This window comes from Streptomyces sp. NBC_01294, assembly GCF_035917235.1.
In the GTDB taxonomy this organism is placed as follows: domain Bacteria; phylum Actinomycetota; class Actinomycetes; order Streptomycetales; family Streptomycetaceae; genus Streptomyces; species Streptomyces caledonius.
Genome location: NZ_CP108423.1, coordinates 7,735,112 through 7,749,987, shown reverse-complemented (window position 1 = coordinate 7,749,987; position 14,876 = coordinate 7,735,112). Strand labels below are relative to the sequence as shown.

At 72.6% G+C, this 14,876-nt stretch carries 13 protein-coding genes; 6 read left to right on the top strand and 7 right to left on the bottom strand.

Annotation, left to right across the window (positions count from 1 at the left end):
• Positions 1–34: 34 nt before the first annotated feature.
• Entirely contained in the window at positions 35–637 is a 603-nt protein-coding gene (locus tag OG534_RS35070) for a HutD/Ves family protein (protein ID WP_326586392.1), read from the bottom strand.
• 5 nt (positions 638–642) lie between these two features.
• Entirely contained in the window at positions 643–1,083 is a 441-nt protein-coding gene (locus OG534_RS35065; RefSeq protein WP_326586393.1) for a MarR family winged helix-turn-helix transcriptional regulator, read from the bottom strand.
• Between the two features lie 233 nt (positions 1,084–1,316).
• On the opposite strand from OG534_RS35065, the gene OG534_RS35060 reads away from it, so the two are divergent.
• Both OG534_RS35060 and OG534_RS35055 read left to right on the top strand, forming a co-directional pair.
• On the top strand, positions 1,317–2,798 hold the full coding sequence (locus OG534_RS35060) for an MFS transporter (protein WP_442807191.1): 1,482 nt from the start codon (positions 1,317–1,319) through the stop codon (positions 2,796–2,798).
• Positions 2,799–2,920: 122 nt separating this feature from the next.
• Positions 2,921–3,439: a mycothiol transferase gene (locus tag OG534_RS35055; RefSeq protein WP_326586395.1), complete on the top strand. Its 519-nt coding sequence runs from the start codon at positions 2,921–2,923 to the stop codon at positions 3,437–3,439.
• 21 nt (positions 3,440–3,460) lie between these two features.
• Here OG534_RS35055 and OG534_RS35050 read toward each other — a convergent pair whose 3' ends face one another.
• Entirely contained in the window at positions 3,461–4,123 is a 663-nt protein-coding gene (locus OG534_RS35050) for an NADPH-dependent F420 reductase (protein WP_442807024.1), read from the bottom strand.
• 167 nt (positions 4,124–4,290) lie between these two features.
• Complete coding sequence (locus OG534_RS35045) at positions 4,291–5,652, bottom strand: FAD-dependent oxidoreductase (RefSeq protein ID WP_326586397.1); 1,362 nt, start codon at positions 5,650–5,652, stop codon at positions 4,291–4,293.
• Positions 5,653–5,859: 207 nt separating this feature from the next.
• Between OG534_RS35045 and OG534_RS35040 the strand changes: the two genes are divergently transcribed.
• From OG534_RS35040 to OG534_RS35030, 3 genes are all read left to right on the top strand, one after another.
• Complete coding sequence (locus OG534_RS35040) at positions 5,860–6,051, top strand: DUF5302 domain-containing protein (RefSeq protein ID WP_326586398.1); 192 nt, start codon at positions 5,860–5,862, stop codon at positions 6,049–6,051.
• 182 nt (positions 6,052–6,233) lie between these two features.
• Entirely contained in the window at positions 6,234–6,644 is a 411-nt protein-coding gene (locus OG534_RS35035) for a rodlin (protein ID WP_326586399.1), read from the top strand.
• 217 nt (positions 6,645–6,861) lie between these two features.
• Entirely contained in the window at positions 6,862–7,707 is an 846-nt protein-coding gene (locus OG534_RS35030; protein WP_326593425.1) for a glycoside hydrolase family 19 protein, read from the top strand.
• Between the two features lie 11 nt (positions 7,708–7,718).
• Here the strand turns inward: OG534_RS35030 and OG534_RS35025 are convergent, their stop codons facing one another.
• From OG534_RS35025 to OG534_RS35015, 3 genes are all read right to left on the bottom strand, one after another.
• Positions 7,719–10,487, bottom strand: coding sequence for a helix-turn-helix transcriptional regulator (locus OG534_RS35025; RefSeq protein ID WP_326586400.1), 2,769 nt, complete (start codon positions 10,485–10,487; stop codon positions 7,719–7,721).
• A gap of 236 nt (positions 10,488–10,723) precedes the next feature.
• Positions 10,724–12,487, bottom strand: a complete 1,764-nt coding sequence (locus OG534_RS35020; RefSeq protein ID WP_326593426.1) for a S8 family peptidase — start codon at positions 12,485–12,487, stop codon at positions 10,724–10,726.
• Between the two features lie 435 nt (positions 12,488–12,922).
• The gene (locus tag OG534_RS35015; protein WP_326586401.1) at positions 12,923–13,684 is read right to left on the bottom strand and encodes a DUF1838 family protein; all 762 of its coding nucleotides are present in this window, start codon (positions 13,682–13,684) and stop codon (positions 12,923–12,925) included.
• Positions 13,685–13,832: 148 nt separating this feature from the next.
• Between OG534_RS35015 and OG534_RS35010 the strand changes: the two genes are divergently transcribed.
• Complete coding sequence (locus OG534_RS35010) at positions 13,833–14,837, top strand: DUF1996 domain-containing protein (RefSeq protein WP_326586402.1); 1,005 nt, start codon at positions 13,833–13,835, stop codon at positions 14,835–14,837.
• Positions 14,838–14,876: the final 39 nt, after the last annotated feature.

The following is a 14,876-nucleotide window of genomic DNA, read 5'->3' as shown; positions in this document are numbered from 1 at the left end:
GAACCCGCGCCGGGCAAAATCCGAAAGACACGCCCTAGGAAGGGGTCGGCGCGAACCGTACGACCGCCGCGCGTCCGGTCGTGCGTACGAGGCAGTCGAGCGGTCCCGTCACCAGGGCCGCGTCGTACGGGGCCAGGTCCTGCGGGGAGCCGGCGCCGCCGGGCCGTTCGAGGACCGCCGGTCCCTCCAAGGCGACCACCAGCAGGGTCTCGCCCGGAAGGACCGCGAGGGCCGGCCGGCCCCGTACGACAGCGGTCCGCGCCTGCACGGCGCCCCTGCGGTACATCACGTTGAAGTTCACGACGGGACCGGCAAGGAGCCGGCAGTCGGTGGGCTCGTCCCCGGGGAAGTCCTGCGGCGCGAACCGCTCGTCCACGAGACGGCGTACGCCCCCCACCGTGAGGTCCATGCCCGCGCCCTCGGCCAGGGTCAGGGTGCGTCCGATCCCGGGGAAGGCCGAGAAGGGCCCGTCCGCCGCGACCTCGGCCAGGCTCACCCGCCAGCCGAAGTCGTCCATGCCGGCGCCCTCGGGCCAGGCCGCGATCTCGCGAGTGACTCCCCCGCCGTTCTTCCAGACGGCGGCGGTACGGTCGGCTGCCCGCAGGATCCGGACCCCGCTTCCGCTCGGCGTGCCCACCGCTCTCAGGCGCCCTTCTCCATCGAGGGGCGCAGGCGGCCCAGCAGTGCGTAGAGCGTCGCGCTCTCGGCCTCGTCGAGGGTGTCCAGCGCGCCGTGCATCGCCTGCATCTCCTCCCGCACCCGGCGGATGACCTCGCGGCCCGCGTCCGTGGCCACGACGTTCTTGACGCGGCGGTCGGCGGGGGCCGGTTCCCGGCGCACCAGGTCGCGGGCCTCCAGGCGGTCGACGATGCCGGTCACGTTCGAGGCGTCGCACACCAGCAGGGCGGCGAGGGCGCGCATGGGAACGGGGCCGTCGAGCTGGGCGAGGACGCGGGCCTGGGTGGAGGTCAGACCGTGCTGCGCGGCGGCGGCCGCGAACTCGCGCCATTGGGCGGTGCCGATGGCGGCGAGCAGCTCCAGCAGCTGGAGCTTGGTGGGAGTGTGCGTGGCGGTGTCGTGCATACCTGGAGGGTACTCAGGATGTTTGACATTATCAATTATTTACTTGACCACCTTAACTATCGACGTCTACCGTCGATCGAGTTACTTGATGACGTCAAACATCTGCGTTCCGAAGCTCTTCAGCTCCGAAACACGAAGAAGGTCCCCCCAGCCATGAGCTCCCCTCCCCCGCCGCCCCGGCCTCCGGGCACCGGAACGAGACGGTCGTCGTCTTCGCCCTGAGCCTCGCCGCCATGGTCGTGTCGATGATGCAGACCCTGCCGGTCCCGATCCTCGGCCTGATCCGCGACGACCTCGGCACCTCGACCGCGAACGTGAGCTGGGTGACCACCGCGACCCTGCTGTCGGCGGCCGTCTTCACCCCGCTCCTGGGACGCTTCGGCGACCAGCACGGCAAGAAGCCGACCCTGGTGGCCGTGCTCGGCGTCATGGTGGCCGGCTCCGTCATCACCGCGCTGGCCTCCTCGCTGCCGGTGCTGATCCTGGGCCGTGTCCTTCAGGGAGCCGCCACCGCGATCTTCCCGCTGGCCCTCTCGGTCCTGCGCGAGGAGGTCCGGCCGCAGAAGCTGCCGGGCGCCATGGCGCTGGTCAGCGGCACGCTCGCGTTCGGCAGCGGCCTCGCGCTCGTCGCGACCGGACTGCTCACCTCCGGGCCGGACGCGGACTACCGCAACGCCTTCTGGATGGCGACCGGCTTCGCGGCCCTCGCCCTGCTCGCGGTCGTCGTCCTGGTCCCCGCGACCCGGCACAAGACGGGCGGGCGCACCGACTTCCTGGGCGCGCTGACCCTCGGCATCGCGCTGCTGCTGCTCCTGCTGCCGATCTCCCAGGGCCACGAGTGGGGCTGGGCCTCCGCCCGTACGCTGGGCTCCTTCGCCGGCGCGGCCGTCATGGCCGCCGTCTGGGTGCTCGTCGAGCGCAAGGTCCGCGAGCCGCTGGTCGACATGCGGATGTTCGTCCACCGCCCGGTGCTCATGGCCAACCTGGCCGGCATCCTCGTCGGCTTCGGCATGTTCGCGAACTTCCTGGGCGTCTCGTACCTCGTCCAGATGCCCCGGGAACTCACCGGCTTCGGCTTCGACGCGTCGATCCTGCGCGCCTCCGTGCAGTTCCTGCTGCCCGGCGCCATCGTCTCACTGCTCGCCTCCCCGGTGGGCGGGCAGATCGTGCGCCACCGCGGTCCCCGCGTCGCCCTGGGCCTGGCCGCCGCGCTCGGCGCGGCCGGCTTCGCCTGGCTCGCACTGGACCACCAGCACAGCCTCTCGGTGATCGGCGCCGGCCTGGTCGTCGGCGCGGCGGTCAGTTTCGGCTACGCCGCCATGCCCGCCGTGATCATGTCCAGCGTCCCGCACCACCAGAGCGGCATCGCCAACGGCATCAACTCGATCTCCCGCTCCACCGGCAGTGCGATCGGCAGCGCCGTCGTCACCACGATCCTCGCCTCCCGCACCATCGAGCACCTGCCGGCCGGGGTCCCGCCGCTGCCCGCCGAGTCCGGGTTCACCCTCACCTTCGGGATCGGGGCCGTGGCCTTCGCGCTGGTCGCGGTGATCAGCCGGCTCGGCCTGCGGGGCGGGCACGGCACCGTGGCGTCGGCTTCCGGACGGCCCGCGGCGGACGAGCCGGCCTCCGGGGCGACGGCGGGGCGGCCCGCAGCCGCGCCCGCGGCCGCGGAACAGGGCGCGGTCGGCGCGCCGGCCGCGGCCACCGGCTGACCACCCGACCGATCCACCACCCGCCACCCACCACCCGCCATCGCCCCGACCCACCGCCCGGCGGCCGGCCCACCGCGTGTCGCTCGCGGCGGGCGGGCCGCCGGGCCTTGCATGGTGGGTGCATGAAGGCTACGGACGTCATCACCGACGGGTTCGGACGCATCCGGGAGATCGTGCACGAGGTCGTGGACGGGGTCCCTGCGGAGCGGCTCAACGCGCGCGTCGACCCGGGGGCGAACTCGATCACCTGGCTGGTCTGGCACCTGACCCGGATCCAGGACGACCACATCGCGGACGCGGCCGACCTGGAGCAGGTGTGGCGGGCCGGGGGCTGGGCGCACCGGTTCGCCCTGCCGCTGCCCGCCGGGTCGACCGGGTACGGCCACTCGGCGCGACAGGCCGGCACCGTCCGGGTCGAATCGGGCGAGCAGCTCCTCGGGTACTACGACGCGGTGCACGAGCAGACCGTGCGCTTCGTCCGGGGCCTCGCCGCCGGCGACCTGGAGCGGGTGGTCGACGAACGCTGGGATCCGCCGGTCACCCTCGGGGTGCGCCTGGTCAGCGTGCTGGCCGACGACCTGCAGCACGCCGGTCAGGCGGCCTTCGTACGGGGCGCGCTGGAGCGGGGCCCGGACTCCTGAGGGACCGCCCGGCGCGGCCGGTCAGCCCCGGAAGGCCTCCTTGCGGACCGGGGAGGCTTCGGCGAGGGCCTTGGTGACTGCGTCGACGCCTTCCCGGAGGCCGTAGACGGGGGTGTCGGGCTGCTGGCGCCAGGAGTCGTCGAGGCCGCCGGCGTCGACGGTGTCGAAGCCGAGTTCCTCGATGAGGGCGCGGACGGCCTTCTTGCCCGCCGCGTCGTCGCCCGCGACCGGCAGTGCGATCCGGTCCGGCGCGCCCGCCGGGCGGTGCCGGTCGAGGATGTCCTGGGCGTAGGTGCCGTTGAAGGCCTTGATCACGGGGTGTCCGAGCTGCCGCTCGGTCCAGCGGCTCTCGGTCAGGCCCTCGTCCTCGACCCCCGCGATCCGGCCGTCGCGCACTTGCGGGTAGTAGTTGCCGGTGTCGATGACCGTGAAGTCCTCGGCGGCCTCGTCGAAGAGGCCGGCGGGCAGGTCCGGCACGTTCTTGAAGGGGATGGTGACCACGACGATCTCGGCACCGCGCGCCGCTTCGGGCACGGTGACGGGAGTGGCGCCGGTCTCCTCGGCGAGGGCGGTCAGGGTCTCGGGGCCGCGCGAATTCGCCACGGAGACGTCGTGCCCGAGGGCCGTGAGCCGGCGGGTGAGGTTGCCGCCGATGTTGCCCGCGCCGATGATGCCGATCTTCATGAGCTTCTCCAGTGCATCCGGGATCAGGTCTCGCGCTGGTACCAACTCCCGTCGGCCGCACCGCATTCCGCCCCGGGGCGCCCATCACCCGTACGCGGGACCCGGGCGGTGCCCGGTGCACGCGGAGGGGCCGGGACCCCGTCCGGGTCCCGGCCCCTCACCTCTCGCTACGCTCCGCTCGCGTCGAGCATGTCCTCGCGCTCGACGATCTTCACGCGCTCGCGGCCCTGGGGCTCACCGAGGGCCTTCTCGGCCGCGTCGAGGCGGTGCCAGCCCTCCCACGTCGTGTAGCGCACGCTGCGCTCGGCGAGGAAGGCCTCGACGGCCTCGGGCGCCGGCGTGGCCGGCGCGCTCAGGCGGCCCTCCGCGTGGTCGGCGAGCAGGTTCGCGACCGTCTCGTTCGCGTCGCCCTTGGTGTGGCCGATCAGGCCGACCGGACCGCGCCGGATCCAGCCGGTGACGTACGTCGACTGCAGGTGGCTGCCGGCCTCGATCACGCGGCCGCCCTCGTCCGGGACCGTGCCGGATTCGACGTCCCAGGGAAGCTTGGGCAGCTCGTCGGAGAGGTAGCCCACGGCCCGGTAGACGGACTGGACGTCCCAGTCGGTGAAGTTTCCGGTGCCCTTGACGTTGCCGGTGCCGTCGAGCTCGGTGCGCTCGGTCCGCAGCCCGACGACCTTGCCGTCCTCGCCGAGGATCTCCGTGGGCGACTCGAAGAAGTGCAGGAACAGCTTGTGCGGCCGCTCACCGATGTCCCGGATCGCCCAGTTCTCCAGGGTTTTGGCGACCATGTCGGCCTGCTTGTTGGCACGGCGGGTGGCTATGGAGCCCTCGTCGTAGTCGATGTCCTCGGGGTTGACGATGACCTCGATGGTGGGCGAGTGGTCCAGCTCACGGAGCTCCATGGGGCTGAACTTCGCCTGGGCCGGACCGCGACGGCCGAAGACGTGCACCTCGAGCGCCTTGTTCGCCTTGAGGCCGTCGTAGACGTTCGCCGGGATCTCGGTCGGCAGCAGCTCGTCGGCCGTCTTCGCCAGGATGCGCGCGACGTCGAGGGCGACGTTGCCGACGCCGAGCACGGCGACCTTCTCGGCCTCCAGCGGCCAGGTGCGCGGAACGTCCGGGTGGCCGTCGTACCAGGACACGAAGTCGGCGGCGCCGTGGGAACCGTCGAGCTCGACGCCCGGAATGGTCAGCGCGCGGTCGGCCGTGGCGCCGGTGGAGAAGATCACGGCGTCGTAGAAGGACTGCAGCTCGTCGAGGCTGATGTCGTTCGGGTAGTCGACGTTGCCGAAGAGGCGGACCTGCGGCTTGTCGAGCACCTGGTGCAGGGCCGTGATGATGCCCTTGATCCGCGGGTGGTCGGGAGCGACGCCGTAACGGATCAGGCCGAAGGGCGCCGGCATCCGCTCGAAGAGGTCGATCGACACTCCGGGCTCGACGGCGGCCTCGGACTTCAGCAGCGCGTCGGCGGCGTAGATGCCGGCGGGGCCGGCTCCGACGATTGCTACCCGCAGAGGGCGAGGCATGGCAGGTGTTCCCTTCGAGCGACGGCAAGGTGGATCAATGGGAACCCTAAACGAAGGCAAGCCTAACCCAGCACCCGGTCTCACTTTATGACCCCATAAACAAAACTTATGACCTCTCCAAGCCACCCTTGGAGTATGAGGGAACTCGCTGGTCAGCACGCACGCCACCTGACAGACTGAAACGGCTTGATCACCCCAGGAGGACAAATGGCTGACGAAACAGACACCCCGCAGGACGAATCTCCGGCCGATGCGGCCAAGCGCAAGTTCCGGGAGGCCCTGGAGCGCAACGCCGCGAACGCCCAGTCCCAGCAGGCTCACCAGAGCCGGGCGAAGGTCCAGGGTTCCAGCAGCGGCCCCGGCGGCAAGAACAAGAAGGTCCGCCGCAAGACCGGCTGACCCTCGGGCACGAGGAGCTCAGTCTCGCCGTCGCGGCGGCGGGACCGGGCGGCTCCGCCCCGAGGCCGCCGTTGCGCCACCCGGGTGAGTGGGGATAACCCCTGGGCGCCGCCGACAGTTGATCAGCGCATCCCGCCGAGGGCCGCAATCTCCTGCGACAGCGCGACAGAAGGATCCCCCACATGTTGAAGAAGTTCATGGCCACCGCCGCCGCCACCGCCTCTGTGCTCGGCGCGGGCGCAGCGATCGCCTCCCCGGCGATGGCCATCGGCAACGACAACGGCGTCAGCACGGTGAACGGCAACCACGCCGCGCAGATCTACGGCAACCAGGAGACCCACGGCAAGATGAGCCCGCAGCTCAGCGCCGTCCAGGGCTCCCTGAACAAGCTCTGCATCGGCCTGCCGGCCAAGGTCAACGCCCAGGGGATCCTCCACGCGCTCAAGCTCGGCATCCAGGACGTCAACGTCCTGTCCAGCCCGCAGAACCAGCAGTGCACCGAGAACTCCACCCAGGCCAAGGGTGACGAGCCGCTCTCGCACATCCTCAGCAACATCCCGGTCCTCTCCGGCAACCTCTCCGCCGGCAGCTGATCGACCGAATCACGCGCCGGTGTCACGCGTCACGCGTGGCACCGGCGCTTTTCATTTGGTCTAGACCTTGACAGGTTCAGACCATTTCGCTTCAGTGGGCGCAGTTGCCTCCCCCCACGGCAATTCCCCCCACTGAAGGAGTAGTTACGTGAAACGTGCGCTTCGTCGCCGCGCCCTCTCGCTGGTCGCCGCCGCGGCCGCCACCCTCGGCCTCGTCATGGCCCTCCCCTCCTCCCCCGCCTCCGCCGCGGCCCCCTGCGCCGGCGCCTGGGCCTCCTCCGCCGTCTACACGAACGGGATGAGCGCCTCGTACGGCGGACGCAACTGGCAGGCGAAATGGTGGACCCAGGGCGAGACGCCCGGCACCACCGGTCAGTGGGGCGTCTGGTCGGACCAGGGCGCCTGCGGCGGCGGGGGCCAGGACCCGGATCCGGGCAACCCGTCCGGATTCGTGGTCTCCGAGGCCCAGTTCCAGCAGATGTTCCCGAACCGGAACCCCTTCTACACCTACAACGGCCTGGTCGCGGCGCTGTCCGCGTACCCCGGTTTCGCCAAGACCGGCGACGACACCACGAAGCGCCGGGAGGCCGCGGCCTTCCTCGCGAACGTCTCGCACGAGACGGGCGGGCTCGTGCACATCGTGGAGCAGAACACCGCCAACTACCCCCACTACTGCGACGCGAGCCAGCCGTACGGCTGTCCGGCGGGCCAGGCCGCGTACTACGGCCGCGGGCCCATCCAGCTCAGCTGGAACTTCAACTACAAGGCGGCCGGTGACGCGCTGGGCATCAACCTCCTGGGCAACCCGTACCTCGTGGAGCAGGATCCGGCCGTCGCCATGAAGACGGCGCTCTGGTACTGGAACACGCAGAACGGCCCGGGCACGATGACCGCCCACGCCGCCATGGTCAACGGCGCGGGCTTCGGCGAGACCATCCGCTCCATCAACGGCTCCCTGGAGTGCAACGGCGGAAACCCCGCCCAGGTCCAGAGCCGGATCTCGAAGTACCAGAGCTTCACACAGCTGCTGGGGGTGACCCCCGGGAACAACCTCGGCTGCTGAGCGCCGGGCGGTCAGCCGGTGCGCAGGGCGGTGGCCAGCTGGGCCCGTGAGCGGACGTCGAGCTTCTGGTAGATGCGGGTCAGCCGCGCCTCCACCGTCTTGACGCTGAGGAACAGCTTCGCGGCGGCCTCCTGGTTGCTGGCACCCTGGCTGACCAGCAGCGCGAGACGGGTCTCGGCCTCGGTCAGGGCCGCGGCCGCCGACACCTGCACACCGCCCGCCTCACCGGGAGCCGGTTCCCTGGCGAGTTCCGTCCAGGGGACGGCCCCGGCCCGTTCGAACACCTCCGCCGCGGCCCCGAGCGCCGCCCGGGCCGGCGCGCGCCGGCGCCGGCGGCGCTCCACCCGGGCGAGGGCGAGCAGCGTACGGCCGCGCTCCAGCGGCAGCAGCAGGTCGTCGAAGCGCTGCGCCGTGGCCTCCAGCAGCCGGACGGCCTGGTCGGCCTCGCCCTGTGCGGACAGGCACAGGCCCCAGGCCCGGTCGAGGGCGGCGACGACGCCGGTGCGGCCGAGCCCGAGGGCGACCGTACGGACGGAGGCGAGCAGCTCGGCGGCCTCGCCGGGCGCGTCCGCGGCGATCAGGGCCTCGGCGAGCTCCCCGTGCCAGCGCAGGATCGAGGGGTCCACCACCTGCTGCGCGGCCTCCAGTTCGGCGACGCGGCGCAGCGTGGCGACCGCTTTCGCCGCCTCTCCCGTGGCCAGTTCGACCAGGCCGAGCGCGTGCAGGCTGCGGGAGAGGAAGACCTGGTCGTGCTCCTCCTGCGAGGCCTGGATGCCTCGCCGGGCGTAGCCGGCGGCGCGCGCGAAGCTGCCGCCCATGGCCTCGGCCATCGCGGCGACGTACCAGGCGGGGCCGGGCGACAGGCCTGCCCCGATCGTCAGCTCCAGGGCCCTGCGGGCGTGGGCGGAGGCGGCCTCGCACCGGCCGCTGCGCAGTTCCACCTCAGTGAGGCTGCGCAGCACCTCGAAGACGTCCTCGGCGGAACCGGTGCGCTGCACGGCCGGCAGCAGCACCATCAGCTGTCCGCGGGCGTCGGCGAGGCGGTCGTCGAAGAGTGCGTGCCGGACGGCGAGGTACTGCGGTGCGTTGCGCATGCCGAGCGGAACCTCGGGGGCGGGCAGGGCCAGTGCCTCGGCCAGGATCTCCTCGGCGCCGGCGTCGCCGAGGATGCGGCCCATGCGGGCCCGTACGGTCAGGGCCATGGCCTCGGCCGTCTGGTCGCCGCCGAGGGCCGCGAGGGCTCCGGCCGCGGCGGCGGCGTCGCGGGAGCGGACGGGGTCGCCGTCGCTGAGGTTGTGCTTCGTGGCGATCCGCAGCTGGACGGCGGCCTGGAGCGCGGGGTCCCCGGCGGCGTCGTCCATGGCGTAGGCGAAGGTCTCGTCGAGGGCGCCGAGGGCCTGCCCGGCGGCGTCGATCACGGCGAGCCGGGCCCGTACCCGGTCGGCGGGCGAGGCGTCGCGGGCCAGGACGGCCCGGGTGGCGCGCCGCGCGAGGTCGGCGCGGCCGGCCCAGCCGGCGTCCTCGGCGGCCGTGACGAGACGGGCCAGTTCCTCGCCGGCCAGCCAGGACGGCGTGCGTTCGGCGGCGAGCAGGCCCAGTTCGGCGGCGAGCGCGCGCTGGCCCCGGCGGCGGCAGACCGCGGCGGCCTCGGTGATCTCCGCCGCGAGCCACTGGTCGGGGGTGTCCACGGCCAGCGCCCGGTGGCGTACGGCCTGCACGGGGTCGTCGACGGCGTCGGCCAACGCCGCGTGTCCGGCGGCGCGTTCGGGCCAGCCCGCGTCGGCCGCGAGCGCGGTGGGCAGGGCGCCGGCGGTGAACTCCACGCCGCCGTCCTCCCCCACCCTGACCAGCCCGGCCCGTTCCGCCTCGGCCAGCTCGGCCTCGGCGTCGGGGCGCCCGGCCCGGCGCAGGACGGAGGTGGTGGGGCGGGCGGCCAGGGCCGCGAGCAGCAGCGTGCGGCGGGCCTGCGCGGGGACCCCGGCGAGGAGCCTGCGGGCCACCTCGCGGGCCTGCCCGGAGACGGGCAGGGGGTCGGCGTGATGGGCGCTGCAGTCGCGGGCCTCGGCGGCCTCGGCGAGGGAGTGGCCGAGGGCCAGGGCGAGGCGCGGGTTGCCCCCGCTGGCCTGGTGGATGCGGCCGGCGAGGCGGGCCGGGAGGCCGTGGCACACGAGGAGTTCGGCGACTTCGTCGGCGCCGAGCGGGGGCACGCGTATCGCGGGGACATCGGGACCGCACAGGAGGTCGCCCACGGGGGCTCCGCCCTGGACGCATTCGGCGACGAGCACCCGGACGCCGGGCGGGGTGAGGCGCAGCGCGAAGCGGAGCAGGTCGGTGCTCTCGGCGTCGAGCCACTGGGCGTTGTCGAGGACGAGCAGGACGGGGTGGCCGGCGGCGAGCGTACGGAGCACTTCGACGACGGCGAGGCGCAGCGCGACGTGGTCGCGGCCGGCGCGGGGGGCGTCGGTCTCGCGGCGCAGGAGGGCGATGGCGGTGCGCTGGGGGCCGGAGAGCTGTTCCAGTCCGGCGCGGGGGACGGAGGCGAGCAGGGCGGCGGCCGAGGCCTCGGGTATCCACTGGTCGGCGGCCTCGGGGGCGAGGCGCAGCACGGTCTCGCGGCGCGCTTCGGCCGCCGCCGCGACGGCGCGGACGACCTCGGTCTTGCCCGCGCCGGCGGGTCCGGTCAACAGCGCCCGGCCGTGCGTGGTCAGCGCGCGGTCGACCGCCTTGATCAGTTCATCGTGTCCGACGCTTGTGTCAGCGTGCCCCGTCGCCGCCACCACGCACAGCCACCAGCCTCTCGGTCCCCAGCTCCTGTGCCCTTCCTGTGAGAGGCGACAATACGAGGTCGGATGGCGGGCGGGCCCCGATTGTGACGCAGAAATCAGTCCGGTTCCGGGAAAACCCTTCGGACCTGCCGGTACGAGGTGTACCAGCAGGTCCGAGGGCTCATTTGGTCCGTACTATCGATCCGTCACGCCGCGTCGGCGGGTGGGATCGCAGGCCGGGCGGATTCGGCTCAGAAGCCGAGGTTCCAGGAGTCGATCTTGCCGGTGTCGCCGCCGGCGTTGTCGTTGACCCGCAGCTTCCAGGTGCCGTTGGCGACCTCGGAGGAGGCGTTCACGGTGAAGACCTGGTTGATGTTGTCCGTGCTGCCGCCGGCCCGGTTGTGCACCGTGTAGACGGTGCCGTCGGGGGCGATCAGGTCGACCTTCAGGTCACCGATGTAGGTGTGCACGATGTTCACACCCACCTTGAGGGCGGCCGGCGCGTTGCCGGTGACGCCGGTGACGGTGATCGGGCTCTCCACGGTGGTGTTGTCACCGATGGCGACGTCCGCGGTGTTCTCGAACCCCGGGGTGGGCGGGGTCGAGGTGACGGCGGCCACGGTGGCGGCGGCGTCGGCCAGACCGGTGCCGCAGCCGCCGGTGCAGGTGCCGGCCAGCGGGCGGGCGTTCGTCTTGATCGCCGACTCGATCTGCGCCGGGGTCAGCGCGGAGTTCGCCGACTTCAGCAGCGCGGCGAGACCCGCGACGTGCGGGGCGGCCATGCTGGTGCCCTGGTAGGGCTTGTAGTTCTCGGCGCCGGGCGTCGTGGTGCCCGCGTTCAGGGTGGAGAGGATCGCGTTCTCGGGGGTGGTGACGGTGCCGGGCGTGTCCGTGGCGCGGCGGGTCTCACCGCCCGGGGCGGCGACGTCGATGACCGTGCCGTAGTTGGAGTAGTACGAGCGGTCGCCCGCACGGTTGCTCGCGGCGACGTTGATCACGTTGTTGCAGCTGGCGGGCGAGAAGCTCGCCGCGTTCGCGTTGCTGTTGCCGGCGGCGACGACGACGGTCGTACCGCGGGCGACGGCGGCGTTGATGGCGTTCTGGTAGCTGGTGCCGCAGGCGCCCGAGCCGCCGAGGCTCATGTTGATGACCTTGGCCGGGGTGGCGTTGGCCGGGACACCGGCCACGGAGCCGCCGGAGGCCCAGGTGATGGCGTCGACGATGTCCGAGGTGGCGCCGCCGCACTTGCCGAGCACGCGGACGGGCTGGACCTTCGCACCGTAGGCGATGCCGGCGATGCCCTTGGAGTTGCTCGTGGCCGCGGCGATGGTGCCCGCCACGTGGGTGCCGTGCCAGGAGGAGGTGCTCGCCTTGGAGCCGAGGCCGCACTCGCCGTCGGTGGCGTTCCAGTCACCCTGGTCCGCGGGGTTGTTGTCGCGCCCGTTGCCGTCGCGGGCGTCGGCGGAGCTGGAGATGAAGTCGTAGCCCGCGACGATGTTCGCGGCGAGGTCCGAGTGCGCGACGTAGCCGGTGTCGATCACGGCGACGGTGACGCCGGAGCCGGTGGTCTTGTCCCAGGCGGCGGGGACGTTCATGCCGGCGGTGGGCTCGAAGAGGTCCCACTGCTTGGCGTACTCGGTGTCGTTCGGGGTGACGGCCTGGGCGTAGGCGCGGGTGTCCGGCTCGACGTAGGCGACGTCCGGGTCGGCGCGGAACTGGGCCATCACGTCGGCCGCGTCGGCCGGGGCCACGGTCCCGCCGAGGTTGACCAGGGCCGCTCCGGTGCCGAGGCGGCGGTCGAACTTCGCCTTCTTGCCGGCCTTCTTGCCCTTGGCGGTGGCGTCGTCGGCGGCTGCCGTGTTCGAGCTGGCCTCGGTCGCCGAGGACTTGTACCCGACGATGAGGTTCTCGACCGGCGCGGTGGCGGCGATCGTGGCGGCGGGGGCCGCGCCGGGGGTCTCTACGGCCACGGCCACGGAGGCGGTGGCGGATCCGGCGAGCAGGGTGACGGACATGGCCACCACGGATATGAGCCGACGTCTGGAAGCGTGCACGTGTTCCCCTTCGAGGGCCGTTTCCGGGCAGGCCGGAGCGGCCGGTCGGTGCAGTGTGGGAGGTTCCGGCGGCCACGGGGCCGGGAGCGAGGTGGTCGAACTCGCCCCGGCCGCCGCCGCGCGCCACGTTGACCCGGCCTCGACGGTGGGGCAGGGCAACGGCGGTCCCGGCTCTTCCCCGGGCGGTGGCGGCCTCACGCCATGTGGGGTTGGCGTGTGTGCCGTTCGGCCTGGGGAAGATCGCCGGTGGGCAGACAGTAGGCAACACGGGGATGAACTCGATACGGGGAAAACCCTTGTCCGCCCCCGCCGCTCCCCCGGGGGGTCCCTCGGCGGGGCTGTGACCAGGCGGTTCCGCTTCCGCGCGGCGCCGCGTCCGTCACCGCCGGGCGCCCTTCAGCGCGGCGGGAAGAGCTTGCGGAAGTACGTCCAGCTGGTCTCGTTCGGCTCGCTCCACTTCTCCGGGGCGTGGGCGAATTCGGGGTGGCGGTCGGCGATGTACGCGCGGGTGCGCTCGGGGACCTGCGCGTAGGTGTCGAGCTTGCGGCCGCGGCAGTGGAAGGTGAGGCCGCCGGGGCGCGAGCCCTGTTCCATCCAGGGCAGCCACGGGGACATCCGGGTCCAGGACATCGTCGAGGGCACGCTCACCGCGTCGGTGGTCAGCGCGGTCGCGGGTGCGAAGAACTGGAAGAGTTCCAGCGCGCGGTAGGTGTCGTCGGCCGAGTGGGCCGGGTACTCCGCGACCGGCAGGGGCGAGGGGTAGGCCAGCGGGATCTCCAGGCTGAAACAGATCTGGTCGCCCAGATCCGTCACGGGGATCGGGAAGGGCCGCAGTTTCTGGTTGGCCGGGTCGTTCCAGACGTGGATCACCGGCTTGTCCTGCCAGGTCTCCATGATGTCCCGGGTCCGGGGGTCCAGGTAGAACGCGGCTTCCCTGGAGAGGAGCTGGTAGCCGCCGGTCTCCTCGTCCGCCACGAGGCGGGCGACGTTGAGCCCTTCGAAGCCGAAGAGGCGCTGGTAGGGCTCGCCCGGGGCCCAGGAGTGGACGTCGCCGGTCCACCAGAAGGTGACCTCGCCGCCGTCGAGCGAGGCGCGGGTGCGGGCGAATGCGTGCAGGAGCTCGGCAGGTGTCACGGCGGGTGTCACGGGTGATGTCATACGGCCCACTCTGCGCGGTCGTCACACGGGCGGACAAGCACCCGCACGGACAACCCGGGCCCCTTCCGCGGCAGGTGGGCGGCGGGGCGGCGCCCGCCATGCGGATGCCAGGTTGACGACGGCGTCGCCACCGGCAACCGTGACCGCCATGGGTAAAGAACGCCGCCTGCTCACTCTTGTCATCTGCCTGGTCCTGGGGGCCGGGCTGGCCGCCGCCGTGCTGGGGGCTTCGCGGGCAACCGCTCCTCACACGGGGTCGGCGGCCGGCGGTCCGGCGCCGTCCGACTACGTGGACATACGTGACGTTCCGCGCGTCCCGGCTCCCGCCCGCGCGCCCGCCGCGCGGGCCGACTCCTCGCCCGGCTCGATGGTGGTCGAGTGCGGCCGCAACGAGCAGGGCCACTACAACGAGGACAATCTGGTGGTCTCGCCCGGCCTGCGCTCCGGCGCCCACCACACGCACGCGTACGTGGGCAACCTCTCCACGGACGCGATGTCGACCGACGCCTCCCTGGACGCGGCCGCCACGAGCTGTGCGGGCGGCGACCGGTCGACGTACTACTGGCCCGTCCTGCGGCGCCTGGACCGGCCGGGCACGCGCCCGCACGAGCGCGCGGCGGGGCATGGGAACGCGGGCGCGATCCTGCCCGAGGCCTCGGTCCTGGTGGAGTTCCGCGGCAGTCCGGTGAGCAAGGTGGTGGCGATGCCCCGCTTCCTGCGCGGGATGACGGGCGACGCCGTCGCCCACACCGCGGACAGCGACGCCGACGTCCGCGCCCGCTGGGGATGTTCCAGCTTCCCCGACCGGTCCACCACCCGCTATCCGCGCTGCCCCGAGGGCGACCGCGTGACCCGCACCCTGATCTTTCCCAGCTGCTGGAACGGCCTCGACACCGCCGGCGCCGGGCACCGCTCGCACCTGCGCTTCCCCGCCGCGAACGGCGTCTGCCCCGCCAACACCTTCCCGGTGCCCGAACTGCGGGTCTCCCTCGCCTACGAGGTCCCCGCGGGCGTGCCCGTGGCGATCGACTCCTTCCCCGAGCAGCGGCACAGCCCCAAGACGGACCACGCGATGTTCGTGAACGCGATGACCGAGCGCCGGATGGCCGCGGTGGTCGGCTGCCTCAACGAGGGCCGCGCCTGCCGGAACTGAGTGACACAGGTCACGTGAACCGGAAGCACCCCTGTTCAC